Annotated in this window: 26 protein-coding genes; 5 read left to right on the top strand and 21 right to left on the bottom strand. The window is 45.5% G+C overall.

The features are described from left to right. Nucleotides 1-13 precede the first annotated feature (13 nt). The 4 genes from ytpR to AC5W2J_RS08500 form a co-directional block, all read right to left on the bottom strand. Nucleotides 14-652 carry a YtpR family tRNA-binding protein gene (gene ytpR, locus AC5W2J_RS08515; RefSeq protein WP_496059050.1) on the bottom strand — a complete coding sequence of 213 codons (639 nt, stop codon included), beginning with the start codon at nucleotides 650-652 and terminating at the stop codon, nucleotides 14-16. A gap of 69 nt (nucleotides 653-721) precedes the next feature. Continuing rightward, nucleotides 722-1,522, bottom strand: a complete 801-nt coding sequence (locus tag AC5W2J_RS08510) for a DUF1444 family protein (protein ID WP_496059049.1) — start codon at nucleotides 1,520-1,522, stop codon at nucleotides 722-724. An 85-nt stretch (nucleotides 1,523-1,607) separates the two neighbouring features. After that, nucleotides 1,608-1,934, bottom strand: a complete 327-nt coding sequence (locus AC5W2J_RS08505; RefSeq protein ID WP_496059048.1) for a thioredoxin family protein — start codon at nucleotides 1,932-1,934, stop codon at nucleotides 1,608-1,610. Nucleotides 1,935-1,951: 17 nt separating this feature from the next. Continuing rightward, nucleotides 1,952-2,962, bottom strand: a complete 1,011-nt coding sequence (locus AC5W2J_RS08500; protein WP_496059047.1) for a PTS sugar transporter subunit IIC — start codon at nucleotides 2,960-2,962, stop codon at nucleotides 1,952-1,954. A gap of 130 nt (nucleotides 2,963-3,092) precedes the next feature. Here AC5W2J_RS08500 and AC5W2J_RS08495 point away from each other — a divergent pair, with 130 nt between their 5' ends. Next, on the top strand, nucleotides 3,093-3,533 hold the full coding sequence (locus AC5W2J_RS08495) for a YtoQ family protein (protein WP_496059046.1): 441 nt from the start codon (nucleotides 3,093-3,095) through the stop codon (nucleotides 3,531-3,533). A 45-nt stretch (nucleotides 3,534-3,578) separates the two neighbouring features. On the opposite strand, the gene AC5W2J_RS08490 is transcribed toward AC5W2J_RS08495, so the two are convergent. Next, nucleotides 3,579-4,088 (bottom strand): DUF84 family protein, encoded by a 510-nt coding sequence (locus AC5W2J_RS08490; RefSeq protein WP_496059045.1) that lies wholly within the window; start codon nucleotides 4,086-4,088, stop codon nucleotides 3,579-3,581. A 1-nt stretch (nucleotide 4,089) separates the two neighbouring features. Then, complete coding sequence (locus tag AC5W2J_RS08485) at nucleotides 4,090-5,163, bottom strand: M42 family metallopeptidase (RefSeq protein WP_496059044.1); 1,074 nt, start codon at nucleotides 5,161-5,163, stop codon at nucleotides 4,090-4,092. 149 nt (nucleotides 5,164-5,312) lie between these two features. On the opposite strand from AC5W2J_RS08485, the gene AC5W2J_RS08480 reads away from it, so the two are divergent. Further along, nucleotides 5,313-5,618: a PepSY domain-containing protein gene (locus tag AC5W2J_RS08480; RefSeq protein ID WP_252314565.1), complete on the top strand. Its 306-nt coding sequence runs from the start codon at nucleotides 5,313-5,315 to the stop codon at nucleotides 5,616-5,618. 279 nt (nucleotides 5,619-5,897) lie between these two features. Here the strand turns inward: AC5W2J_RS08480 and AC5W2J_RS08475 are convergent, their stop codons facing one another. From AC5W2J_RS08475 to pulA, 8 genes are all read right to left on the bottom strand, one after another. Then, nucleotides 5,898-7,814, bottom strand: a complete 1,917-nt coding sequence (locus AC5W2J_RS08475) for a PTS fructose transporter subunit IIABC (RefSeq protein WP_496059043.1) — start codon at nucleotides 7,812-7,814, stop codon at nucleotides 5,898-5,900. 29 nt (nucleotides 7,815-7,843) lie between these two features. Next, nucleotides 7,844-8,758: a 1-phosphofructokinase gene (gene pfkB, locus AC5W2J_RS08470; protein WP_496059042.1), complete on the bottom strand. Its 915-nt coding sequence runs from the start codon at nucleotides 8,756-8,758 to the stop codon at nucleotides 7,844-7,846. Continuing rightward, entirely contained in the window at nucleotides 8,755-9,510 is a 756-nt protein-coding gene (locus AC5W2J_RS08465) for a DeoR/GlpR family DNA-binding transcription regulator (RefSeq protein ID WP_496059041.1), read from the bottom strand. Before AC5W2J_RS08465 ends, pfkB begins: the two co-directional genes overlap by 4 nt. Before the next feature lie 255 nt (nucleotides 9,511-9,765). Further along, complete coding sequence (locus AC5W2J_RS08460) at nucleotides 9,766-10,611, bottom strand: YtnP family quorum-quenching lactonase (protein ID WP_496059040.1); 846 nt, start codon at nucleotides 10,609-10,611, stop codon at nucleotides 9,766-9,768. A 78-nt stretch (nucleotides 10,612-10,689) separates the two neighbouring features. After that, the gene (trmB, locus tag AC5W2J_RS08455; RefSeq protein WP_496059039.1) at nucleotides 10,690-11,331 is read right to left on the bottom strand and encodes a tRNA (guanosine(46)-N7)-methyltransferase TrmB; all 642 of its coding nucleotides are present in this window, start codon (nucleotides 11,329-11,331) and stop codon (nucleotides 10,690-10,692) included. Between the two features lie 18 nt (nucleotides 11,332-11,349). Beyond that, nucleotides 11,350-12,291: a carbohydrate kinase family protein gene (locus AC5W2J_RS08450; RefSeq protein WP_496059038.1), complete on the bottom strand. Its 942-nt coding sequence runs from the start codon at nucleotides 12,289-12,291 to the stop codon at nucleotides 11,350-11,352. A 68-nt stretch (nucleotides 12,292-12,359) separates the two neighbouring features. Then, the gene (locus AC5W2J_RS08445) at nucleotides 12,360-13,208 is read right to left on the bottom strand and encodes a phosphotransferase (RefSeq protein ID WP_496059037.1); all 849 of its coding nucleotides are present in this window, start codon (nucleotides 13,206-13,208) and stop codon (nucleotides 12,360-12,362) included. A gap of 41 nt (nucleotides 13,209-13,249) precedes the next feature. Beyond that, nucleotides 13,250-15,397, bottom strand: a complete 2,148-nt coding sequence (gene pulA, locus AC5W2J_RS08440; protein WP_496059036.1) for a type I pullulanase — start codon at nucleotides 15,395-15,397, stop codon at nucleotides 13,250-13,252. Between the two features lie 105 nt (nucleotides 15,398-15,502). Here pulA and purU point away from each other — a divergent pair, with 105 nt between their 5' ends. After that, nucleotides 15,503-16,369, top strand: coding sequence for a formyltetrahydrofolate deformylase (purU, locus tag AC5W2J_RS08435; protein ID WP_496059035.1), 867 nt, complete (start codon nucleotides 15,503-15,505; stop codon nucleotides 16,367-16,369). Between the two features lie 27 nt (nucleotides 16,370-16,396). On the opposite strand, the gene AC5W2J_RS08430 is transcribed toward purU, so the two are convergent. The 3 genes from AC5W2J_RS08430 to AC5W2J_RS08420 are packed head-to-tail and all read right to left on the bottom strand — an operon-like array spanning nucleotide 16,397 to nucleotide 18,436. After that, nucleotides 16,397-17,338 carry an NERD domain-containing protein gene (locus AC5W2J_RS08430; RefSeq protein ID WP_496059034.1) on the bottom strand — a complete coding sequence of 314 codons (942 nt, stop codon included), beginning with the start codon at nucleotides 17,336-17,338 and terminating at the stop codon, nucleotides 16,397-16,399. Between the two features lie 50 nt (nucleotides 17,339-17,388). After that, nucleotides 17,389-18,078, bottom strand: a complete 690-nt coding sequence (locus AC5W2J_RS08425; RefSeq protein ID WP_496059033.1) for an LrgB family protein — start codon at nucleotides 18,076-18,078, stop codon at nucleotides 17,389-17,391. After that, nucleotides 18,071-18,436: a CidA/LrgA family protein gene (locus AC5W2J_RS08420; protein ID WP_496059032.1), complete on the bottom strand. Its 366-nt coding sequence runs from the start codon at nucleotides 18,434-18,436 to the stop codon at nucleotides 18,071-18,073. The genes AC5W2J_RS08425 and AC5W2J_RS08420 overlap by 8 nt, the downstream gene beginning before the upstream one ends. A gap of 76 nt (nucleotides 18,437-18,512) precedes the next feature. On the opposite strand from AC5W2J_RS08420, the gene cysK reads away from it, so the two are divergent. Together cysK and AC5W2J_RS08410 are read left to right on the top strand one after the other, a co-directional pair. Beyond that, complete coding sequence (gene cysK / locus AC5W2J_RS08415) at nucleotides 18,513-19,445, top strand: cysteine synthase A (RefSeq protein ID WP_496059031.1); 933 nt, start codon at nucleotides 18,513-18,515, stop codon at nucleotides 19,443-19,445. Between the two features lie 239 nt (nucleotides 19,446-19,684). Beyond that, nucleotides 19,685-19,903, top strand: coding sequence for a DeoR family transcriptional regulator (locus tag AC5W2J_RS08410; protein WP_252314551.1), 219 nt, complete (start codon nucleotides 19,685-19,687; stop codon nucleotides 19,901-19,903). A gap of 79 nt (nucleotides 19,904-19,982) precedes the next feature. Here AC5W2J_RS08410 and AC5W2J_RS08405 read toward each other — a convergent pair whose 3' ends face one another. The 4 genes from AC5W2J_RS08405 to AC5W2J_RS08390 form a co-directional block, all read right to left on the bottom strand. Next, the gene (locus AC5W2J_RS08405; protein ID WP_496059030.1) at nucleotides 19,983-20,690 is read right to left on the bottom strand and encodes a pseudouridine synthase; all 708 of its coding nucleotides are present in this window, start codon (nucleotides 20,688-20,690) and stop codon (nucleotides 19,983-19,985) included. After that, entirely contained in the window at nucleotides 20,680-21,342 is a 663-nt protein-coding gene (locus AC5W2J_RS08400; protein WP_496059029.1) for a hypothetical protein, read from the bottom strand. The genes AC5W2J_RS08405 and AC5W2J_RS08400 overlap by 11 nt, the downstream gene beginning before the upstream one ends. 57 nt (nucleotides 21,343-21,399) lie before the next feature. Continuing rightward, nucleotides 21,400-22,536 (bottom strand): putative lipid II flippase FtsW, encoded by a 1,137-nt coding sequence (ftsW, locus tag AC5W2J_RS08395; RefSeq protein WP_496059028.1) that lies wholly within the window; start codon nucleotides 22,534-22,536, stop codon nucleotides 21,400-21,402. 79 nt (nucleotides 22,537-22,615) lie between these two features. After that, entirely contained in the window at nucleotides 22,616-24,232 is a 1,617-nt protein-coding gene (locus AC5W2J_RS08390; protein WP_496059027.1) for a putative polysaccharide biosynthesis protein, read from the bottom strand. Nucleotides 24,233-24,303 lie beyond the last annotated feature (71 nt).

The raw sequence follows: 24,303 nt of genomic DNA, 5'->3' as shown, positions 1-24,303 counted from the left end.
CCCGCTAGTGGATTTATTCATTATTTTTCACTTTTTTTGCATGATATTGAGATAAAAAGTCTTCTCCGGTTACATATTCGTCGTCGAGTATATAAATTCCCTCATTTTGGAGGCGGGACGGCAGAACAAGTTCTTTGGCAGAACAGATCATTCCATTGGACGCGACACCGCGGAGTTTTGATTTTTTTATTTTCATTCCTGTCGGCATATAGGCGCCGGGAAGAGCAACAGGTACCTTCTGTCCCTCTTCTATATTAGAGGCCCCGCAGACAATCTGCGTTGTGCCGCTGCCTATATTCACCTGGCAGACATTAAGCTTGTCCGCATCCGGATGCTTTTCAATCTCCTCGAGATAGCCTACGACAAAAGAAGGTTCCTCCGGTACGGCTGCAGTTTCTTTGATGCCATTTTCATCAAGCGCTTTTTGAATTAACGCGATCAATTCGGCATCTACTGCAAGCATGCCTTCTCCATGAATCGTACCGTACGATGACGCGGAAAAAATCGTATACCCGGTCGTTTCCTTCGTTTGTTCATGATACAGCCTTGCTGCGCTGCCATGTACTTCTGTTTTTCTTTTTTCTTTAGCAATTTCTTTTAAAGAGACCAGTAGTGTGTCTCCTATACCCTGCTTGTTATAAAAAACGTTCATGATTATAAGCTCTCCTTTTTCTGCACATTCGTTCCATATTGTATCACAGCTCCACTGAAAGGTAAGCCTCTAATTACGGCCGGGCTTCTTTTTTGCCAAAATAAAAACAGGCTCCAGCTTTCCGGCAGCGTAGGTAAACGAAAGCGCCGTTATCGGCACTTTGCCGTCGTGGAAAAAACGGAATACAATCTGGCCGAGCACGTCAAATCCCTGTTCGTTTTGAATATCCGCAAATATCAGGCTGTCCTGATGCGGAACAGCTACAGCAAGCTCTCCGGATGTTTTTGCATCCATTTCTTCGAGAAATTTTTCGTTTAATATTCGGCTTGCATCGTATCCGTCTTTTGCGTTAACGAAATAAAAGGTGTTTCCTGCAACGGTTTCCGTTTTGTAGGATACGTCAAGAGCGCGCAGGTTAAACAGCGCTGCTTCTTTGATCGCCTGTTCTGACAATCCTTCTGCCGCCAGCGCTTCTTTATCAAGCAGTGTATAGGCTTCTCCCATATCCAAAGCGTAATATACCCTGGTTTCTGCAGTGTGCTCGGATGTTAACAGCTCCTGTCCGGTACCTTTTTCCATTGGAAAAGACGTGGATCGGATAACTGGATAAATATAAGACTCGCGGCCTTTAATTTTAATATCTTTTTCCATGGCCTCTAAAGAAACGGCAATAAAGCGCACCGCATCTTCCACCGATGTTTCCGCTTTTTCTCCATGTTTAGCGAGCCATTTGTTAAGGTCCAGCTCCACCCCTTTTTTTATCGTCGTATGATCTACGCGAAGGGTCGTTGTTTCTTCATCATAAGACATAACTCGGTTTTTTCCGGCCAGCTCTTTTTCAAGTATTGCTTTCAATTCATTAATTTCCATATTAACGGCCTCCTTGACCTTATTACATACAAACGGCGCTTCACAGAACCTGCTGTTGAGAGCGCCGTTTATCCTATTGGTTATTTTACGCTTTTTCTTTTAATGATTCATCCAGAAAGTGCTTGATTTCTTCCGGTGTTTTCCGGTCCCTGCTTACAAACCGGTGTAATTCCTGTCCTTTTGAAAATGTTAAAAAGCTTGGAATGCCCATAACGCCCTGCTCCTGGCAGATTTCAATAAGTTCATCCCGGTCTGCATGGTAAAAAGTAAACGAAGAATATTCTTTTTCAATAACAGGCAGTTCCGGTTCAATGACACGACAGTCCGGGCACCATCCGGCTGAGAACATAATAACTGCAGCCTCATCCTGAATTGCGTTATTCCATTCATCTCTGGTTTGTATATTTTCCATATGCTCCAGCACTCCTTTTATCCTTGATCTATTTTCATATCCCCTAGTTTAATCCAATTTCTTTTTCTCATCCACTCAGAGAGGCTGAGACTGACTACCGCCGGTCCTGCGATCTGCAGAAGAAAAATGAGACCAACGATTCCCCACGTCCAGCCCATGCTCTCCAGCGTCATAATCGGGCCGACCAGGCCGCTTGTGCCCATCCCGGCTCCGGCTGCATTGTTCTCCATTAAAAACACCATGGTCGACAAAGGGGCAAATACCGCTCCGGCTACTGTAGGCGGAATAAGTATTAATGGGTTTTTAATAATATTGGGTACCTGCAGCATAGACGTACCGATTCCAAGAGCCGCCAGGCCGCTTACGCCATTTTCCCTGTAGCTGCTTACTGCAAACCCTGCCATCTGTGCGGCACATCCAACGGTGGCGGCTCCTGCGGCTACGCCTTCCAGACCGAGCATAATAGCTATCGCCGCACTGGAAATAGGCGCCGTAAGCGCAAGTCCCATTAATACAGCCACTAATATACCCATTATAAACGGCTGCTGGGCTGTTGCCCACATAATCAACTCGCCGAAAGAAACAAGCGCATTCTGCAGGATCGGTCCAATAAACGATGCGGCGGTGAATCCAGAGGCAATAGTTACAAATGGCGTTACAATGATATCGAGCTTTGTTTCTTTAGAAACAAGCTTTCCAATTTCTATAGACAGCAGTGCGGCAATAAAGGCTCCGGCCGGGCCGCCAAGCTCTGCCCCGGCCGCTCCTGTTACTACTGCCGAAAACAAAACGAGCGGCGGCGCTTTTAAACCGTAAGCGATCGCTGCACCTATAGCCGGACCCATCAGCCCCATCGCGAGAGTTCCCATTTCTATAAAAAACGTCCAATTTAACTGTTCACCGACCGTTTGAATAATTAAACCAATAATGAGGGAAGAGAATAATCCTAAAGCCATGTAGCTCAGTGCCGTAACTCCGTATGTCTTTACAGATATATTTACACCCTTACGCAAAAAAAAGGACTTCATTCAAGAGCCTCCTGTCGTTTACTTTTCTTCAACCTCTTTATTATAATAATCCATCCACAGGATTACAAGCAGGTTTTATATAATGGCAAAAAGGCTATGAATAGGAAGAGACAGAAGGAGGAATTATTTTATGACACTAAACGTATATCTGGCCGGACAGATTCATGACAACTGGAGAGAATCTTTTCGAAAGCAGACAGAAGAAAAGAGCCTGCCGCTTACATTCTCCGGCCCGATGGAAGACCACCACCGCTCTGATAATATCGGAGAAGAAATATTAGGAAAACAAGCAGATTCAATAGCAAAAGACGAAGCTGCTTCCAGTTTTAACAACCTGCGGACTCAGGTGCTGATGCAGAAAGCCGATGTAGTCGTAGCCCTCTTTGGAGAGCAGTACAAGCAGTGGAATACCGCTATGGATGCAAGCGCCGCCCTGACGCTCCAGAAGCCGCTGATTATTATTCGGCCGAAAGAGCTGCACCACCCCGTGAAAGAATTAGCCAATAAAGCGAATGCTGTCGTGGAGACGCCGGAACAGGCGCTGCAGGCATTGGCTTACATTTTCGATTAATTGATAAAAAGAACGCTTCCCCGCATGAAGGGGAGCGTTCTTTTTTCACTGTCGATGGTATTGTCTTTGTCCTTCGAGCAGTTGAACGATGTGGGAAAACATAGACGTTCTTGAAATCAGTCCGTTCGTAAACACGCCGACAGCCCCTTCTTTATGGCTGACCCCGCTGCGGCCGGTGTATGCGTCCATGATATCTTTAAGCTCTCTGCCTTCCTGAAAAGAAGCATAAAAAGAATCAGGCAGAGCCAGTCTGGCACCAGAGGCTGTATATATTTGACTGCCGTCGGCAAGAGCACCCCAGCTGCACAAATACAATGTGCTCTCTACGAGCATTATTCCGCCCTCCAGGCCAATTCCAAGGCTGTCCTTACCCAAGCAGGATTCGGCCCGTTCTATCGCTCCCTGCCTTGTTTCCCGGTCGCTCATCGGCTGTCCGCTGATCGTTCCCTCTACTGTTCTCCCTATTACGCTGAAAGAATCGGAATACACAGAACGAACAGCATTAATCTTTGTCTCATTTAAAGAGCCGACTGTAATCAATGAAACCAAGCTCATGTTATGCCTGTTTCCTGATCGTATCCAGCGTGGACTGATCGGTATTCTGAATCAGTTTTACAATCAGTTCCTTCGCCGCTGCATAATCGTCTACGTGCATAATCGAAGCTGCGGTATGGATGTACCGCGAGCATACTCCGATCACTGCGGAGGGAACGCCCTCGTTTGATGTATGAACACGTCCAGCGTCCGTTCCTCCCTGAGACATGAAAAACTGGTAAGGAATATTATTTGATTCTGCGGTATCTAATACAAAGTCACGCATGCCGCGGTGCGTAATCATCGTCCGGTCAAACAAACGCAGCAGGGCTCCTTGCCCCAGGTGGCCAAACGCATCTTTTCCTCCGGTGGCATCGTTGGCCGGACTGGCATCCAATGCATAAAACACATCTGGTTTGATCATCTGCGATGCGGATGCCGCTCCGCGCAGCCCCACTTCCTCCTGAGCTGTAGCCCCGGAATACAACCGGTTAGGCAGTTCCGTATGCTGCAGTTCTTTTAATAAATCAATAGATAATCCCACTCCGTAGCGGTTATCCCATGCTTTTGCCATGATTTTTTTCGGATTGGTCATAGGCGTAAACGGACAGATTGGAAGAATCGGCTGGCCCGGGCGGATGCCGATCTGCTCCGCATCTTCTTTATCATCTGCTCCAATATCTATGTACATACTCTTTAAAGGCATCGGTTTGGAGCGCTGGGATTCTTCCAGCAGATGAGGAGGCGTAGAGCCGATGACTCCGGTGACCGGACCGTTTTCTGTCAAAACCTGCACGCGCTGCGCCAGAAGCACCTGACTCCACCAGCCTCCCAGCGTTTGAAAGCGAATCATTCCTTTCTCATTTACAGACTTTACCATAAAGCCTACTTCATCCATATGACCGGCGACCATTACCTTGGGTCCATCCGGATTTCCTGTTTTCACGCCGAAGACGCTGCCCAGGTTATCCTGGATAACTTCCTCGCTGTATTTGGCAAGTTCTGTCTTCATATAGTCTCTGACCTGGTGTTCGAATCCCGGAGCTCCCGGCAGTTCGGTCAGTGTTTTAAACATATCCATAGTTTCCTGATTCATGATGTACTCCTTTCGTGACTCAAACAATTTAATTTTATTTTACCGAAGGTTTAACTTTTTATCTACCTTGGGAATATATAGACATTGGAAAAAATCATTCCATACGATATAATAAGTGGAAACGAGAAGAGGAAAGGCAGGTTTGAATAATGAAAACAAGCGATATTCTAGTAGGGGTTGGCGTTGGAATTGTAGCCGGCTATGCTTTAAGTGAATGCACTGCAAAGGACCAAATCTCGCCCGAAAAAGCCTTGAAAAAGGTAAAAGAAAATGTGAAAGATCATATTTCCATTAACGGTTCCTGGATTCACATGACCCCGGAAAACTACAAGAAAGATCAATTGGAGTACCGTGTTTACCGCGGCGGCCTTTCAAGCACTAAAGAAGGCAGAACCAATCAGATGGACTTTATTGTAGACGCCAAAACAGGTACCATTCTTGAACTTTCTTCATAAATAAACAATGATCCTCCCCGTGCAGATGCTGCACAGCGGAGGATTTTTTATGCAAAATAACTGTACGGGGTCGCTTTCCGCAGGCCATGTCTCAGCTAAAGAGGAAAAAATCGTCCTCTTTATCTTCGCCGATGGCTGTTCTGCAGGAGTCTCCCCCCTGTTTTTTGCTTCATTGTTGACAGACGTTCTAAAGAATTCAGATCCTGTATAGATATACTTGATGGAGTGATTTCTCGACCATCTAAAAAAAGGGCTCCCTTATCGGAAGCCCCTTTTTTCTTATGCACGTATAGGTTTTTTAAGAATGGCAAGCAAAATCATAGTAACTACAGAACCAATTAAGATCGACAGGGCATACAGCCATGGACCGCTGCCTTGTACCGCATTCAGGAAGAATACGATAAAGCCGCCGTGCGGAGCCAGAAGTTCTGAATTAAAGAACATTGCCAAACCGCCGGCTGTAGCCGAACCAATCACGGCTGCCGGAATAACCCGGGCCGGGTCTGCTGCAGCAAATGGAATGGCACCTTCTGTGATAAAGAACCCGCCCATCAGATAGTTGGAGACACCTGCATCTCTCTGCTCTTCTGTGAAACGATTTTTAAAGAATGTAGTAGCGAGCGCAATTCCAAGTGGCGGCACCATGCCTCCAGCCATTACGGCTGCATGGGGTGCGAAGTTACCGGCTGTGATCATGGCAATACCAAACGTAAAGGCTGCTTTGTTGATCGGTCCGCCCATATCGACTGCCATCATGCCACCAAGCAGAATACCGAGCAGAATAATATTTCCTGTGCCCAGTCCGCCGAGCCAATCCTGAAGGAATAGGTTCAGGGTGGCGACAGGAGGGATAATGATAAAGTACATAATCAAACCAGTAATCATAATGTTTAGAACAGGATAGAACAAGATCGTTTTGATGCCGTCAAAGACTCTAGGAAGGCCGGCAAGAGCTTTCTTAACCCCAAGAGCCATGTAACCGGCAAGGAAACCAGCAATTAATCCACCGAGAAATCCAGCTGTTACCGGATCTTCCCCGACTCCCTGCGTTGCCATAAACCCGGCAATCATACCTGGAGCAAAACCTGGACGATCGGCAATGCTCATCGCGATAAACCCGGCAAGTACGGCAATAAAGAGTCCAAAGGCAAACTGGCCGCCGATAGCGTTCAGAGCTACAGCAAAGGTGTTCTCCGGCTCAATGCCCCATAAGAAGGAGATAGCGATCAAAATACCACCGCCGACAACAAATGGAAGCATGTTCGACACACCATTCATTAAGTGACGATAAATGGTATTGATTACGCCTCGTTTTTCACCGGTGTTTTCTGATTTCACATCAGATCCGGATGACCTGTGGATGGAAGCGTCTTTTTGTTTGGCACGAGTGAGTAGCTGCTCCGGCTTGCGGATACCATCTGCTACCGGTACGGAAATGACGGGTTTTCCATCAAAGCGGTCCATTTCGACTTTTGTATCGGCCGCTACAATAATCGCATCGGCGTTGGCAATATCTTCAGCCGTCAGGCGGTTTTTCACACCGTCCGAGCCGTTTGTTTCTACTTTCAAGCGCATGTCCATCTCTTTTGCTTTTGCTTTTAGGGAATCAGCTGCCATATACGTGTGGGCGATGCCTGTCGGACACGCAGTTACCGCCAGATATGTCGGTACGGAAGCATCTGCCGCATTGCCTGCTGAGGACGCCTGAGCCGTTTCTTCTGCTTCGGCTTCTCCAAGCTTTTCCTTTTCTTTCTGATCTACAGCTGCCAGAATTTCTTCTTCACTGGATGCCTCAAGCAGTGTTTCCCGGAAGCCTTCATCCATTAATAAAGTGGAAAGCCTGGAAAGTGTCTGCAGGTGGCTTTCATTTGCTCCTTCGCTTGCAGCGATCATAAATACTAAATGGGCCGGCTGGCCATCCAGGGATTCATAATCCGTGCCGCCTTTCGAACGTCCAAAAGCGATAGAAGGCGTCTGCACGGCGCTTGTTTTCGCGTGCGGGATAGCAATGCCTTCCCCGATTCCGGTCGTGCTTTCGCTTTCTCTTGTTAAAATAGCTTCACGGTAACGGTCTTTGTCGCTCAGTCGGCCTGCATCATCAAGTTTTTGCACTAACTCATCAATGACTCCGCTTTTTTCTGTAGACCGCAGATCAAGAATAATCGTGTCTTTCTTTAATAGTTCTGTAATTTTCATAACCTTTCACCCCTCCAAATTACTTTATGTTATACCGTGGTACACTCCATCTGCTTCAGAAGCTCTTCCACCTGCTCTTTTGTACAGAATGTTTCTGAAAATGCAGTAGCACTTCCTGTGGCAACCGCAAAAGAGATAATGTCTTCCGGCATGCTCTGTTTCTGGTGTTCATAAATGAATCCCGCTACAAGTGAATCACCAGCCCCTACCGAATTAAGCGGTTTTCTGGGCGGTACCTTTGCAACAAGGCGGCCTCCGTCATGCAGATACAAAGCCCCTTCTCCTGCCATCGAGATCACAACGTGATTCACGCCGAAGTCTTCTCTAAGCCTGCTGCCATAATAAATCGCCTGTTCCATCGTTTCCACTTCCGCGTTATATAACTCCGCCAGCTCGTGATGGTTCGGCTTTACAAAATCGGGCCCTGCTTGTAATGCTTCCTTCAGAGCTTCTCCACTCGTATCCAGGTAGCAGGTAATATTTCTCTCTTTTAGTAAAGTGATCATCTCTTTGTAAATTGTTTTTGGGAGGCTGGCCGGAACGCTGCCTGCCAGGACGACACTATCCTCAGAGGTTAATCCGGCAAGCTGTGCTTCCAGCTCTTTTTTGTTTCGTTCTGAAATGTCAGGAGAGGCTCCGTTGATTTCGGATTCTGTGTCCCCGCTGATTTTAATATTAATACGGGTGTCTCCCTCTACCTGAATAAATTCAGACGCAATATCTTCTTCAGCCAGAGTCGTCTCAATATACCCACCGGTAAAGCCGCCGACAAACCCGAGCGCTCTGCTCGGTGCCCCCATTCTCTGGAGCACCCTTGACACATTAATTCCTTTGCCGCCGGGATACTTCCATTCCCGGCTTGTCCGGTTGACGCTTCCTTCTTTAAAATGTGGAACTTCGATTACATAATCGACTGCGGGGTTAAGCGTAACTGTATAAATCATATTTCCACTACCTTTACTCTAGTTTCCTGCTGAATTTTTCTGAGCTGATCCTTATTTGCATAGCTGCTGGTGACAATCTGGGCGTCTGAGAGTTTTCCTACGTTTGCAAAAGAAACATCGTATATCTTTGAATGATCTGCAATAATCACTGATCTCGTGGAGTAAGAAATGGCTGTGTTTTTGACCAGGGCTTCATCGGGATCCGGCGTGGAATACCCATAATAAGGATGAATACCGTTGATGCCTAAAAACGCTGTATCAAATCGAAATTCCTTCAAGGAAGAGGCTGCTTTTTCGCCTGCAAGTGCTGCTGTTCCCGGCTTGGCAAGGCCGCCTGTCACATACGTTCGAATATTATGCTGTAAAAGCAGCGGAACGTGGGTAATGCCATTTGTTACAACGGTCACCTGCTTGTTTTCGAGAAAAGGGATGAGTGCGAGCGTCGTCGTTCCAGCATCGAGAAATATACTTTCCTTTTCTTTTATCATCGAGCCGGCCCATTCAGCAATTTTGTATTTTTCCGGCTGGTTCGCGGCTTCTTTTTCTGCGATCGTCGGTTCATATATTTTTTGTCGGGATAAAGAAGCGCCGCCATGCACCCGCTTGATGAAGTTATCTGATTCAAGGTCGTTTAAATCTCTTCTTATCGTTGACTCCGAAGCACCCGTTTTATCCACCAGGTCCTGAATAGACACGACTTCTTTGAGCTTTAATTCCTGAATGATCGCTTCTTTTCTCTGAGCGTGCAGCATCTCCTTCTCTCCTTTGCATGCATCTTTCAAAAAGTAAGCGTTTACTTTTTGATCCTCCGCATGAATTAATGATCTCTTAAAAAGATAATAGCATCACTTTCATTCAAAATCAATCATAATTAATCAAAAAAAGACAATTATTTTTGATTATCCTTCATTTTCATTCAAAAACAGCCACGATAAAACAAAAAAAAAGAACAGCCAATCGGCTGTTTTAGAAAGAATTATCAGACGGGAGCTTCTGCCGGCGTCCGTTCATTCATTCCCTTTTTCTATCGTTTGTTTCGGCTGGCCGCTGCTGTCGTATTGGATAGCCCGGTACTTGTAGTCATGATAAAAGGTAAACCACGCTTCATTATTGTAGCCTATATCCATATATTTCTGTTTAACGGCGATCGAATCCATTGGATAATCATCATAAGCCATAACCCACAGTACATTCTGGTGGGCATGAGTACCCATGTTATCAGCCATATGAATCAGCATATCGTCTTCCTGTTCAATCGTCAGCAGACTGATGCCTGCGCTGTGTCCGCCCGTCCACTGAAGCTTAAGCCCCGGCAGCAGCTCCAGTTCTGTATCAAACAGCTTCACCTGATGCTCAATTGGCTTCCAGTTGTTTTCCCAGTACGTGCTTTTAGAACGGATATTGGGATTCGTCAGTTCCTTCCACTCGGTCCGTGAAATATGAACCGCAGCTTTTGTAAAAGATGGTACTTCCTTTTCATTCTCCCATTTTACCAGTCCTGCACAGTGATCAAAATGCATATGGGTCATTAATACATCATCAATGTCTTCCGGCTCCAGTCCAAGAGACTTTAGATCTTCTTCTACAAAAGATTCTTCGGTTATGCCAAGATTTTTCATTTGTTTTTCGTTAAATCTGCCATTGCCGAGCCCTGCTTCGAGCAGGATATTTTTTCCGTGTCCCTGGATGAGTATAGGATCGGATCTTAATTCAATCTGATTGTTTTCATTCACTGGATATTTCTTTGACCATAAGGCTTTCGGAACGACCCCGAACATAGCCCCTCCATCCAGATGCGTCACGCCGCCGCGGAGCCAGGTTAATGTGTAATCTCCAATACGAAGTGTATCCATATGGCTGTCCCCTCTCTTTTTATGTAACCGCTAACATTATTTAGTATATCATTAAAGAGAGGCCGGAGCCCCTCTTATCTATTGAAAACGGGCACGTACCATATAAATCGGCTGTCCTTTTTCAGAAAATTTCGCTTCATATTCTGTCATAATGTTTCCTTCTGCCTCTTCACTATGATGCAGGTCAAGCCTCACTGTTTCCAGCTTCATGCCAAATTGGCTCATGCTTTCCAATGAATACTCAAAAAGCCCCTGGTTATCGGTTTTAAATTGAAGCAAACCATCTGGTTTCAGCACTTTTTTATACAGCTCTAAAAACAAAGAATAGGTAAGTCTTCGCTTTTCATGTCTTTTTTTCGGCCATGGGTCCGTAAAGTTAATATACAGCTGATCTACTTCGTTTTCGGCAAACATGTCCTCCAAAAAAAAAACATCGCCGTTTATAAAGCATAAATTATCCGGCTCTTCTTCTACGGCCCGCTGTACACCGGTTACAAGAACACTATCGTAGACTTCTACACCAACATAGGAAATATCCGGGTTGGCAAGGCTCATGTCATTCAAAAATTTACCTTTGCCGGTCCCTACTTCCACATGGAGCGGTCGATCTTCTCCAAATTCTTTTTTCCAGCTGCCCGCAGGCGCATCTTCAGCCAGTTTTACATACTTTTTGTTTTCGTTAATATAATCTGAAGCCCACGGCTTGTATCGTAATCTCATAGCATACTCCTTGTTTATTTATTTTCGGCTGTTGACGTCTTCTTTTGTTGGAAGGGCCGCCATGGCTCCTTTGACGGAAGCTGCCAGTCCCCCTGACACACTTGCCGCATGAGCGATATCCAGCCATTCTCCTTTTGATAATTGTTCAATAGGGCGGCCCTTTTCAATGATGGCACTGAGCAGCCCGGAGACATAGGCATCCCCTGCTCCAGTCGTATCTACCGCATGTACTTTTTCAGCGGGAATATCCCATTTTTCTTCTCCTACTACAAGCGTGCTGCCAAGCTCCCCTTTTGTAATAATAAGAACCGGGATAGTATACGCCTGCATTTGTTGAAGCGCCTTGTCTTCTCCTGATTCCCCACTGATCAGCTCCAGCTCTTCTTCCGAGACTTTAACAATATCTGCTTTAGGCAGCATATCCTTAATCCGCTCGACGGCTTCTTCTATCGACGGCCATAAGGCTGGTCGGATGTTGGGATCAAACGAAAGCAGCATCTGCTTTTCTTTCGCGGTATCCACCGCTTTATACGTCGCACGACGGGTGCTCTCCCCTATTAGTGAAATAGAGCCGTAATGCAGGACAGACGCCTGTTCAAACAGGTCTTGCTTAATATCTGCTTCTTCTAGCAGCTGATCGGCAGCCGGGTTAATATAAAAGTCAAACGCTCTTTCTCCATCGCTGCTGTTCGTAACAAACACGACACCCGTTTTGGTTTGCTTTGTAAAAGAAATCATATCTGTTTTAACTCCGAAATTTTGCAGTGTGTCAAATAAAAACCTTCCCATTACATCGTCTCCAAGCTTACCGGCAAAATAGGAATCGATCCCCATTTTCGCCAAACCAACTGCAACGTTGGCCGGAGCGCCGCCCGGGCTTCTAATAAATTGAGAATTGCTGCTGTCTGCGGGAATAAAGTCAATAAGTGCTTCTCCTAAACAAATTACACCATTTTTCATTGTTGTTCCTCCTTATGTATGATTCTGGAAAATATGCCCCTCTGAGAACCAGAGAGGCATAGATTTCATTATTGTTCCCGCTTTTTTTCTGCGGTTGTTTTAAAAGAAGCAGTCTGTAAATAGGTTACCCACTGCGAAGCAGTCAGCAGATCATTTTTCCGCTGATGTTCCACTGCCTGCTGAAACGCATGCGAAACAACATACCAGTTCATTTTCGTTTTCAGGGTTTCTGTCAAAGATAACCCGTAATGATCAAGCCAGGTGGTCCATTCTTTTTCGGGAATATATTCATGCAGCAGCAGGCCGATATCATAGGCGGGGTCTCTTACCGAAGCGCTGTCCCAGTCTATAAGATAAAGGTCCCCCCGGCTGTTGACGATCCAGTTATTATGATTCATATCTCCGTGGCATACGACCATTTTAGCCGGATATACATACTGAAGCTCCTCTTTCAAATAATAGAGGGCATCTGTCATCGCCGGATGTTTTTCCCCGAGATTTTCGTAGCTGCTTTCCAGCTCTTCCACGATAAGTTCCGGCGTTCTCGGCTTATTGCCGATTCTCTGAAACATATCGAGAAGCTCTGCCGATGAATGAATTTTTGAAAGAAGCTCCGCCACCTGTGGTTCTCCCATGTCTTTGGCACGCAGTTCTCTGCTGTTAACCCACTTCTGTGCTGTAATAACATCCCCATTCTCCAGACGCTTTGTCCACAGAAGCTTCGGAACAATGCCTTCCGCAGAAAGAACAGCCAGAAAAGGAGAGGAATTTCTTTTTAGAAAAATTTTCCGTTCACCCAGCCAGGCAATATAGGCTTCTCCGCTTGATCCTCCTGCCGGCTTTACGTTCCATCCGTCTCCTAATTGAAATTCCAATATATTCACTCTCGTTTTGTTTGTGTCATCTGAGTTTTTCATAATGGAATCCTTTATTATTTATTCGCCTGTAAAGGCTTATTTTATACGTGCACAGCAAGAACAACGGTGCTTAACGGCGGTATCGTTATCCTATTAGAGCGAATCGTTCTTAATGGTATCAAAGAAGCTCTATCTCCGTCAACGATCATATGAAACGTTTTCGCTTCTTCCAGCGGAAGGGTTTGTTCAAACGGGGAGGCATTAAAAAACAGCCGCAGCTCTTCTTCCTCGTTTTCCCATTTCACTGCCGTACAGCCATTCTCTGCGGACAGCACATCAAAGGCATTGCGGATGTCTTCCTTATTATCAAGCCGGAGAACGGCATACTTCTTTCGAATGTCCAGCAGATTTTTCGTGAAAATCACCGTATCCAGGTTGCGGTCTTTCTGCTCCCAATCCAGCTGGTTGATCCAGATAGGCGATTTATAACTGTTTTCCACTTCAAATTTCGTCCGGTAAAACTCCTGGCCCGCATGAAGAAAGGGCACGCCCTGCGAGAGAATGACGAGAGCAGAAGCCAGTTTGTGCATGCGTTTAATGTCTTCTTTTTCAAGCTCGGGCCTAGTCTGAACCAGCTGATCCCAAAGCGTATAATTATCATGGCATTCCACATAATTGATTGACTGCAGAGGTGACTCGAACAACGGGCCCTGTTCCATCTCTTCCAATACCGAACCGCTCAAGTAAAAAGGAAGCTCCGCGGCATTTTCTCCTGCCCCATTTACAAACCCGGGAGTCGCCAGATCCATATGGCTTCCTTTGGAAAAGTCCCGCAGCCCGTCATTGAAAAAGCCGACGTCCGGAAGCTCTCCCGCGTGATGATGCGTGGCTCTCTGTTCCGGCGGGAGGCTCGTATCGAGATCCCAGCCTTCTCCGTAGAACAAACTGTCTTTTTTGCGGGCAGATACAAGTGCCTTTGCCTGACGTACAGTTTCAATGTCATGAATGCCCATAAGGTCAAATCGGAATCCATCTACGTGGTAGAAATCCATCCAATGCTTCAGACTGTCCAGTATATATTTGCGCATCATTCCACGTTCAGACGCTGTATCATTTCCAACTCCGGTCCCATTCGATAATTCTCCTGTCTCGGTATACCGGAAATAATAGCCCGGAACGAGAATGGACAGCGGCGATGTTTCTTCATCATAAAAATGGTTGTATACAACGTCCAGCACAAGCCGTAAGCCATGGGCATGAAGGTGGTTTATAAACTGCCAGCATTCTTTAACCTTTGCCATCGGATCAAGAGGGTCCCCTGCGTAGCTTCCTTCCGGCACAAAATGGTGAATCGGATCATATCCCCAGTTGTAGGCAGGCGGATACTCTTCTTCATCTACACTGCCGAAATCGTGCAGCGGCAGAATCTGCACATGTGTGACCCCTAAATCTTTAATATAGGCCAGCCCGGGAGAAACCGCCTCTCTATTTTTTCCCATGTTTGTCCAGGCACCGTATTTTCCTTTTTGGTACATTCCGCTGTTGTAATGAGCGCTGAAGTCTCTCATGTGCACTTCGTAAATAACGGCATCGACCGGACTCGAAAAAGCGGGAAGCGAAACCGGCTTCCCGAACTCCAGTTTTTCAGTGTCCACGACGACGGAAGCCCGGCCGTTTACCGTGGACGATATTGCATACGGATCCACCGTCCGTTTATACTCCCCGTTAATCAGCACTTCGTACTGATATGCGGCTTCGTGCAGAGAGCGGATAGTAGAAAAACGAAACACCCCTTTTTCGGTTCGTTTCATCGGAAGCCTTTCAAGTACAATATCCGTGTTTTCCATATTTACCAGCAGAATATATGCCTCTTCTGCTACTGGAGTCCAGACGGCGAAACTGGTTCTGTTTTTTTCACAAAAAACACCGAGGTCCCCCCCATCGTAATAGTATTTTTCTTCGAACGCCGGTGACCTTGGACTTTCTCCGGTTTCCACCGGAATATCCAGCTCTTCTTCTTCTGATACAATCCGGTACCTCGTGCCCGCTTCAAGCTCTTCTGCCAGATAAAGTGTCGTCCGTTCTTCTACAGTTTCCACTTTTTCTATTTCAAGCTTTTGTTTCCCAGGCTCTTGTATAAGATACAGTGTTTCGTTATTAATACCTGACGTGGGAATAACCGTAACGGTCTGCATATCATTCATACTGGCTCTGATCGTGTTACTTTCTACCGCAGCAGATGCATTCATCTTCTTTTGCTCCTCATGTTGTAATCTTTTTTTTCTAAAGAAAGAGTGATATAGTATTATCCGTTCCATTATAAAAATGCAGTTCCAGCAAACAGGAGGATATTTATGAGTAAATCATCTCAGCATAGAGCACGGCTTCTTATTTCCTGCGCCGACCAGCCCGGCATTGTTGCCGCTGTATCGGATTTTTTCTTTTCACAGGGCGCTAATATCGTGCAGTCGGATCAGTATACGACCGATCCGGAAAACGGCATGTTTTTTATGCGTATCGAACTTGATACAAATCAGAAAGCGTCTGTACAGGAGCTTCGGGCAGCTTTTTCCGCTGTCGCTTCCTCATTTCAGATGGACTGGCGCCTCGAAGATGCACAAATAAAAAAGAGAATAGCCATCTTTGTCTCAAAAGAGGATCACTGTCTCCTTGAGCTGTTATGGCGCTGGCGCTCCGGTGAACTGGATGCGGAAATCCCCCTCATCATCAGCAATCATGAAACAATGAAAGATGTCGCGGAAAGCTATGGTATTTCTTTTTATCATATACCTGTTGATAAAAAGAATAAACAGTCTGCAGAGTCTGAAGCTTTAAAGTTAATCGATTCCCATCGTATCGATGTAGTGGTTCTCGCCCGCTACATGCAGATTCTCAGCGAATCCTTTGTAGAATCGCTTGAAAATAAAATCATTAACATTCATCATTCTTTCCTGCCGGCGTTTATTGGCGCCAATCCCTACCAGAAAGCGTTTGACCGTGGCGTTAAACTAATTGGGGCCACTGCCCATTATGTAACGAATGATTTGGACGAAGGCCCAATTGTTGAGCAGGATGTTCTGCGCGTAAACCACCGCTATTCTGTTAAGGAACTAAAAGTAGCTGGCAGAAATGCAGAGAAACTAGCTCTCGCCCGTGCGGTGAAATGGCACACGGAAGACAAAGTTCTCGTAAACCAGAATAAAACCATTGTATTTCCATAAATATGATAAATCGGCCGTCCTCTTTTACTAATTAGAGGGCGGCCGGTTTTTCAGGCGGGATTGCGTGGACGTATGTTTAAAAAGAGCTTCTGCTGCCTGAATCTGAGCGAGCTTTACAGGAGCCGGGTTTCTTTTTTTTGCTTCCAGCCAGGTCGGGAGCGTCTGTTTGTCTATTAATTCAGCCGTTCCGGCATACCCTTTGCGGTCAATAATCGAACCGGGAGCAATTATTTCTTTTCTAATTGGCAGCTCAATCCCATCGGCTTCCATAATAGTTGCCGCCATGCTGCTCATACGCTGCATCGGGATGGCAGGGTTAAGGGTTTTTGTAATCTTTCCTTCTGCATACTCATTCCAGAATCTTCCAGTTGATGTATCGAATACGCTGTTCATCTTTCCTTCCAACAGAAGCATGCAGATGATTTCTGTTGGGGTTATCACGATAATATCCAATTCTACTGGAGCATTTTTTATATAAAAAACAGGACGGAATAAGACAAAGAAATTATCCGGCCATTCCCTTAAGAAATATTTCAGATGCTGATTGTAACGCAGTGCTGGTGCGATAGTCGACTCTTCCAGTAGAGAAGAGCTTGCCCAGCGCAGCTGGGATTGAAATAATTCTTCGTAAAACGCTTCAATAAGCTGTTCTTTCGTTTTTCCACGGTAAAAAGCCAGTTTGTCCTGGGCCGGGGATGTTTTTTCCAGTAAAGCAGGTTGTTCAGCCGCCCGGAGGCGTTTCTTTAAAATTGTCCGTCTAAAGAAGCTGGGTTTTGGTTCAAACCATTCCTCTTCCACCACATCCGGTTCCCCCGGCGTTTCATTTATAGAAGAAGTATTGGCTTCAAGCCAGGCCGTCTTCATTTTTTTCCAGCGCTCCTGTTTAAACCTGGAAAACTGGCTGGAATAATGATACATATCGAGCTCATACCGTGAAGCATAGTCAGATAGTTTTAAAAGCTGGGCCATAATCGCCCTCCTCTCTTATATATAGTATACACAATCTTCCACCTGCTTATTTAAAAAACGAGAAAAGCGAGTAAAGGTGCGATAATAGAAACGATAATCGCACTGACAGTCATGGCAACAGAACTGGCTGCCCCTTCTTCTTCGCTGTTTTCAAGCGCTTTAGCGGTTCCGATAGCGTGAGCTCCGCTTCCCAATGCCATTCCTTTGGCAAACGGATGGGTAATATGAAACCATCGGGTTACATACGGCGCCATCATGACGCCGCCGATGCCGGCAATCATTACAAATACCGCCGCAAGGGCCGGTATTCCTTCCAAAGATTCAGCTACATTCATCGCAATCGGTGCCGTGACGGATTTAGGCAGAACAGAAGCAAGCAGCTCCTGCTCCTTTGTTACCAATATAGACAGACCCCAACCGGAAGCTGTTCCTGCTGCCGCCCCTACAGCGGAGCTGCAGAGAATGGGAATTAAATAGCGCTTCAGCACTTCTCTTTGACTGTACAGCGGATACGCCAGGGCAACGACGGCCGGTCCAAGGAAATATTCAATCCACCGGCCCCCTTCCATATACACCGTATACGTCACATTTCCCGCTTCCAGCACGATGATAATAAGCACCGTTCCTATCAGGACAGGAAGGGTAAAGGGGGAAGGAAAGCGTTTATACAGTTTCTTTGCTGCTAAATACATTCCTATTGTCAAAAGGATCATTATTACAGCAGTGATCACATCATTCATGTTTTTGTTTCCTCCCCATCAACTGCTGCGCGGTAACACCTGTAAGAGCCATTACGATAAAGGTGCTCGCAAGCGTTATACCTACAAGCCATATACCCGATCCCGTAAACAACGAATAGTACTGCATGATACCAACAGTAACCGGGAGAAAAATAAGCGGCATATTCCGAAGAACCAATGCCGTTCCTTCCTGTATCCAGCGTGGATCGATAAGACGTGCTGAAAGTGCCAGAAATAAAAGAATCATGCCAAGTATGCTTCCCGGTACAGGCAGCTGAAGCCATTGCTGAAGCAGAGAGCCCGCACCGAAAAATAGAAACAAGACGGCAATATGCAGAATAACGCGAAATAAAGCCATTTAGTGGGACACCTCTTTACGATATGGTAAAATTCTATTGGAATCTTGATAATAATGTGTAGAAAGCAGGGATTGCATGCTTGTTGTAAACAATGTATCAGAATTAATAGGAAACACGCCACTCGTTAAATTAAACAGGCTGCCTGATCCGGCCGGCGCTGATGTATATTTAAAATTGGAATACCAGAATCCAAGCGGAAGTGTAAAAGACCGTGCAGCTTTAAATATGATTAAAACCGCGGAAGAGCAGGGTCTTATTCATAAGGATACCGTTATCATTGAACCAACATCCGGTAATACCGGCATCGGACTCGCTATGACTGCATCAGCCCGGGGTTACCAGTCTATTTTAGTTATGCCTGATACGATGTCGCTTGAACGAATTAACCTGTTGAAGGCTTATGGTGCAAAGGTGGAGCTGACACCAGGAGACAAAAAAATGCCCGGGGCTATTGAACGTGCCCATGAACTTGTAAACGAAATTCCCAATGCCTATATGCCTATGCAGTTTGAAAATGAAGCTAATCCGGACGCCCACCGCCTGACTACCGCGTTGGAAATCAAGGCGGCAGTGGAAGAAATCGGCCGGCCGCTCGCCTCTTTTGTCGCTGCTTCCGGAACCGGCGGCACCATTACCGGCACCGGTGAAAAATTAAAAGAATTTTATCCTGATCTTGAGGTTCTTGTTGTTGAGCCGTTTGGCTCACCGGTTCTTTCAGGAGGAAAACCAGGTCCGCACAAGCTCGTCGGTACGAGTCCCGGGTTTATTCCACCGATACTCAATCAGAACGTATACAGCCGTATCGATACGGTTACCGATGAAGATGCTTATCATATCACAAGAAGACTGGCCAAAGAAGAAGGGATTCTCGTTGGGCCCTCATCGGGCGCGGCCTGCTATACCGCGTTGGAAAAAGCAAAAACCCTTTCTCCTGGTGAGATCGTCATTGCGATTGCCTGCGATACCGGAGAACGGTATTTGAGCACCGATTTATTTGAATTTGAGTAAATGATAGGTAAAAAGACTCCATATATTAAGATTATATGGAGTTTTATTTAGAAAATTGGAAAAGGTTCTGAATTATTGTACAATAAGAGAGTAAAGGGTGCTATTTTTTGTAAACATATACTACCATTTGTCTATTGCATACACTCTATTTATACGAGTAGACCCACAACCCATCGATCTATTACGTAAAGCAGCCCCTATACACAGCGCTTTATAAATCATGGATAAGGAGTGGTTTTTTGAGAACTTCAACCGACCGTATGATCACACGAGTAAAGTCCATCTATATTTATATTAAGCAGAAAGGGACAGTGACAACGACAGAATTGGTTGACGAGTTCGGAATCACACAGCGGACGATTCAGAGAGATTTAAATGTTTTGGAGTATAATGACCTTGTTCACAGTCCTTCTAGAGGAAAGTGGGCAACTACCCGAAAGCGCGTTAAAGCATCCTGATATACCGAAAGCTGCTTTTATCCCCAACTGATTGTAAAGCACACAACCCTCCAGCGCGCAGCCGGAGGGTTGCTGTCTGTTATGAATTCTGCAGTTCCTCTATTTCTTCTTCCCGTAAATCTCTGTATTCCCCGGGTTCCAGTTTAGGATCCAGCATAATGCCGCCAATTTGAATTCTCTTCAAAAACAGCACTTCTTTACCGACAGCATGGCACATTCTTTTCACCTGATGAAACTTCCCTTCTGAAATCGTAATATGCACCAGCATTTTTTCACTGTCCACCTGCTCCAGGCCGGCTGGCTTTGTTTGGTATCCATCGTCCAGGATAATGCCTTCTGCAAACTGTTTTTTGTCTTCCTCTGTAATGGTTTGATCCAGCACAGCTTCATATACTTTAGGGACATGCTTTTTGGGAGAAGTGATGCCGTGGGCAAACTTACCATCATTAGTCAAAATCAGAAGGCCTTCTGTATCTTTATCAAGCCGTCCTACGGGAAAAGGCTGCCGGACCACGTCATCAAATTCCAATATGTTAACAACCGTCTCATGCATGTCATCTTCCGTTGCCGAGATCACGCCCTGTGGTTTATTCATCATCAGATACACAAATTCCCTGTACTCTACGGTTTCCCCTTTCACCGTAATGACGTCCTTATCCGGATTCACCTGCGCAGAAAAGCTTTTTATCTTTTTGCCGTCTGCCTCAACGGCTCCCTGCTTTACTAACTTTTTTACTTCTTTTCTCGTGCCGTATCCTGTATGGGCCAGGAGTTTATCAATCCTCATGCTGCGCCTCCTTCTGTTTCCAGATTTTCTGTACAAAACCTCCATGTTCTCCGCGGATATGCGCATGAATCACCCCGGCTGGAATCTGCTGCAGAACGGCCGTTCTGACCGGCTCTGGGATCCCTTTAGCTTTAAGCTGCTTTTCCAGCCGCAAAATAAGATCTACTGTCTCCTCCACCGCTGTCTGATTGGCTTCGAGCACCTCTGTTTCCTCTCCATGTATCACGTGAAAAGCTTCCTGAAGCCATTTTTCAATATATTCTTTTTCCCTGGGAAAGGCTGCCGGCACTACAAATGTTCCTCCACTCTTTTCCAGATTGGATTGGAGCGCATGCCCGGCAAACTTTGCCGGCACCATTTTGTAATCCGGATACCGTTCGGCTATTTCTTCCGTGCGGATCGATGTGGATGTAATGTAAACAGCCGCCTGTTTAGGAAATTCATGAATATGTGTTTCCAAAAAAGATAACGTAGCTTTTTCCGGGAGTGCTACTATCACATTCATATACTCGGCGAACGATTCAGGCGGTGCGTAATAAGCATTTGTATTTTCTTCCACGTGCTGTTTTGTTCTGTTGTATACCGGAAGCGGTTTATCCGGATGGCCATTCACTATCATTTTTGCAAGCTTTCCAAATCCTATAATTAACATGGCTGATTCTCCTTTTTATAAATATACGTTAAAAGGAAAAACGCTACCTATATGACTCTAGATAGCGTTGGTTTCCTGAGCAGACCTTTTTCGGTCCATTGATGTGTATTTTGAGATGTTAGCTAAAATCCCGAGCAGAATCATCGTTACCAGCAGAGAAGAACCACCATAGCTCATTAATGGAAAAGTAAGACCGGTAATCGGCATTAACCCTGTTGCAGCGCCGGCGTTAATGATAGCCTGGCTGAGAAGCTGAAAAACAATTCCAAATGCCAGCAGCGTGCCGAACTGGTTACGGTTGCGGATTCCAATCAATGAACCTCTCCATGCTATCGTTCCAAGACATAAAAGAATAAAACCAATACCAAAAATACCAAGTTCTTCTGCCACTACCGCAAGAATAAAGTCTGTATGAGGCTCCGGCAGAAAATGCATTTTCTGCACACTCTGCCCCAGCCCTGTTCCAAACAGTCCGCCGTGGGCAAAAGCGATGTACGATTGTATAAGCTGATAGCCGCTTCCACTCGCTGCTTCCGCTACTTCAAAAGGATCGCGGAATGCAGTCAGTCGCTGGACCCGGTATGGCTCAATCGCGGCCAGTATACCTATAACTACCACTGCGACTGCTCCGAGTCCGGCAATGTGTGTTATTTTTGCTCCGGATAGATAGACGATAACTCCTGTCGTCATTATAATCGAAGCCGCCGTTCCTATATCAGGCTGAAGGGCAATTAAAGCAAAAACGATGACAATCATCACAAGCGGCGGCATAACGCCGGTAACTAAACGATTAATATACGTTTGTTTTTTTGAATATACATAAGCCAGATAAATAATCACAGCTATTTTAACAAATTCAGCAGGCTGAATCGTAAACGGACCAACGTTAAACCAGCTTGTCGCCCCATTTACTTCGTTGCCGATAAGCAGTACAAGAAGAAGGGATAGGATCGATGCCAGCATCATGAAAGGAATAAAAACTTGAAACCGCCTGTAAGGAAAGTGCATAAAGAAAATAAAAAACACTGTCCCCAGAATAAAAAAGACAAGCTGTCTTTGAAAAAAGTGCGCAGGGTTGTCATATAAATCAATAGCAAGTGGAAAACTGGCGCTGTAGATCATGACCATCCCGAAAATAGCAAGCGCAAACGAAGCACCAATCATCCACCAGTCGTAATTTTTATATTTTTGCACGTTGATTATTCACCTCGAAGGCCTTTCTTTTTTTAGAGTATAGCATGTACGGAACCACTTAAGTTCAAGGGGCAGCTATTTATTTTTTCAAGATAGAGAACCTGTCGCCAAGGATCTGGCCGGCTAAACCGATTTTTACCGTAAGGATGAAATAAAGAAGAATCCCTGTGATCATGGCAAACACTTCTACAAAGAGGGCGTTTGTCCAGGAAACGAGTGGAAACAGCTGCTCTGCTCCTTCTTTTACAACAATCACTCCAAGGCTCATTACAAGCGTTACGGCCACAATTAAAATGGTCCGCTTGATCAATGGAAGAAAATCAAAATCAGCATATTTCGCGATAATCACTAAATTAAAGACAATCGCTGCAGTAAAGCCAAGAAACGTGCTGATAATAGCTCCCATGGAACCGAGTGCAATTAAAAGCGGATAGGTTAGAATCAACTTTATGATGATCCCCACTATAAGGGAAAGCACCGCAAACCGCTGCTGGTTGATGCCCTGAAGCATCGCTGCGCTGACAGAGAAAAGCGAAAACAAAATGGCTACCGGTGCATAATAGCGCAGAATATAGCCGCCGACCTCGATATCATTTAATCCAAACAAAAGCGCAAATGTAGGATAAGACAATATCATTAAACCAGCTGAAGCCGGTAATGCTAAAAAGATGATTACTTGAAAAGCCTGGGTAATCTGGTTTTGAAGCACTTCATCGTTCTGGCTTGTAAAAGACTTGGTGATAGCCGGAATTAACGTAATGCTCATTGCTGTTGCAATGGCTACCGGAATCAGAATTAAACGGTGTGCCGAACCGGAGAACACGCCGTACATTGTTTCCGCCTGCCCAAGCGTATAGCCGGAGGCGGTAAGGGCGTTGTTGAATGTAAATAAGTCCACCAGCTGGAAAAGCGGAATAGCCAGTCCCACAAACGAAAACGGCAGAGCGTACATAATAAGCTCTTTATACATATTGGTTAATGGCAGATTATGGTCAACCGTGCTTTCCTGTACCTGCTTCTGAATAAAATACTTTCTTTTTTTCCAATAAAACAACAGGACTGCCAGGCCGCCGAGGCCGCCGACAAAAGCACCGAATGTAGCAAATCCTACTGCCGTGCCAAGGTCTCCATCCATTATGTAAAGAACAGAATAAGCCATGCTGAGAATAAATACGATCCGAATGAGTTGTTCCAGCACCTGGGAAACAGCTGTCGGGCCCATTGACTGATTTCCTTGAAAGAACCCGCGGATAACTGCCATCGCAGGGATAATAATTAATGCTACGCTGACCATGCGGATAACAAAGGTAACATCTGTCAGGGAGTTTCCATCCAGATCACCTGGATCACTGATAATCCATCCGGAAATAACAGGAGCCATCGAAAACAATACAAGAAATGCCAGGAAGCCGGTAATACTCATAAATAAAATACCGGTTTTTAACAGGCGCTGACCCGTTTTATAATCTCCCATTGCGTTATATTTGGAAACAAATTTTGAGACAGCCATAGGCACGCCGAGCGTTGCCATGCTGAGCAGGATAACATAGGGCTGGTAGCCGTACTGGTAAAGTGCCAGTCCCTGCTGGCCCACCATTGCGACAAAAGGAAATACATATACCATGCCAAGAATCTTTGAGGCGAACGTTGCCATCGTTAGAATCATCGTACCACGTAAAAATTTCGAGTCGGTCATACATTCATCTCCAATTAGTTACTAAATCTCATCCTTGAGAATTTTACCATAATTCTCTCTGAGAATCTTGT

The sequence above is a fragment of the Sinobaca sp. SA16-1 genome (assembly GCF_059510515.1).
The sequence above is the reverse complement of the archived record's forward strand: the minus strand, read 5'-3'. Positions and strand labels throughout refer to the sequence as shown.

Bases quoted from the DNA above. Each gene is read 5' to 3' on its own strand.
- ytpR (WP_496059050.1), bottom strand. From the start codon at position 652: ATGAACGTTTTTTATAACAAGCAGGGTATAGGAGACACACTACTGGTC.
- AC5W2J_RS08510 (WP_496059049.1), bottom strand. From the start codon at position 1,522: ATGGAAATTAATGAATTGAAAGCAATACTTGAAAAAGAGCTGGCCGGA.
- AC5W2J_RS08505 (WP_496059048.1), bottom strand. From the start codon at position 1,934: ATGGAAAATATACAAACCAGAGATGAATGGAATAACGCAATTCAGGAT.
- AC5W2J_RS08500 (WP_496059047.1), bottom strand. From the start codon at position 2,962: ATGAAGTCCTTTTTTTTGCGTAAGGGTGTAAATATATCTGTAAAGACA.
- AC5W2J_RS08495 (WP_496059046.1), top strand. From the start codon at position 3,093: ATGACACTAAACGTATATCTGGCCGGACAGATTCATGACAACTGGAGA.
- AC5W2J_RS08490 (WP_496059045.1), bottom strand. From the start codon at position 4,088: ATGAGCTTGGTTTCATTGATTACAGTCGGCTCTTTAAATGAGACAAAG.
- AC5W2J_RS08485 (WP_496059044.1), bottom strand. From the start codon at position 5,163: ATGAATCAGGAAACTATGGATATGTTTAAAACACTGACCGAACTGCCG.
- AC5W2J_RS08480 (WP_252314565.1), top strand. From the start codon at position 5,313: ATGAAAACAAGCGATATTCTAGTAGGGGTTGGCGTTGGAATTGTAGCC.
- AC5W2J_RS08475 (WP_496059043.1), bottom strand. From the start codon at position 7,814: ATGAAAATTACAGAACTATTAAAGAAAGACACGATTATTCTTGATCTG.
- pfkB (WP_496059042.1), bottom strand. From the start codon at position 8,758: ATGATTTATACAGTTACGCTTAACCCCGCAGTCGATTATGTAATCGAA.
- AC5W2J_RS08465 (WP_496059041.1), bottom strand. From the start codon at position 9,510: ATGCTGCACGCTCAGAGAAAAGAAGCGATCATTCAGGAATTAAAGCTC.
- AC5W2J_RS08460 (WP_496059040.1), bottom strand. From the start codon at position 10,611: ATGGATACACTTCGTATTGGAGATTACACATTAACCTGGCTCCGCGGC.
- trmB (WP_496059039.1), bottom strand. From the start codon at position 11,331: ATGAGATTACGATACAAGCCGTGGGCTTCAGATTATATTAACGAAAAC.
- AC5W2J_RS08450 (WP_496059038.1), bottom strand. From the start codon at position 12,291: ATGAAAAATGGTGTAATTTGTTTAGGAGAAGCACTTATTGACTTTATT.
- AC5W2J_RS08445 (WP_496059037.1), bottom strand. From the start codon at position 13,208: ATGAAAAACTCAGATGACACAAACAAAACGAGAGTGAATATATTGGAA.
- pulA (WP_496059036.1), bottom strand. From the start codon at position 15,397: ATGAATGCATCTGCTGCGGTAGAAAGTAACACGATCAGAGCCAGTATG.
- purU (WP_496059035.1), top strand. From the start codon at position 15,503: ATGAGTAAATCATCTCAGCATAGAGCACGGCTTCTTATTTCCTGCGCC.
- AC5W2J_RS08430 (WP_496059034.1), bottom strand. From the start codon at position 17,338: ATGGCCCAGCTTTTAAAACTATCTGACTATGCTTCACGGTATGAGCTC.
- AC5W2J_RS08425 (WP_496059033.1), bottom strand. From the start codon at position 18,078: ATGAATGATGTGATCACTGCTGTAATAATGATCCTTTTGACAATAGGA.
- AC5W2J_RS08420 (WP_496059032.1), bottom strand. From the start codon at position 18,436: ATGGCTTTATTTCGCGTTATTCTGCATATTGCCGTCTTGTTTCTATTT.
- cysK (WP_496059031.1), top strand. From the start codon at position 18,513: ATGCTTGTTGTAAACAATGTATCAGAATTAATAGGAAACACGCCACTC.
- AC5W2J_RS08405 (WP_496059030.1), bottom strand. From the start codon at position 20,690: ATGAGGATTGATAAACTCCTGGCCCATACAGGATACGGCACGAGAAAA.
- AC5W2J_RS08400 (WP_496059029.1), bottom strand. From the start codon at position 21,342: ATGTTAATTATAGGATTTGGAAAGCTTGCAAAAATGATAGTGAATGGC.
- AC5W2J_RS08390 (WP_496059027.1), bottom strand. From the start codon at position 24,232: ATGACCGACTCGAAATTTTTACGTGGTACGATGATTCTAACGATGGCA.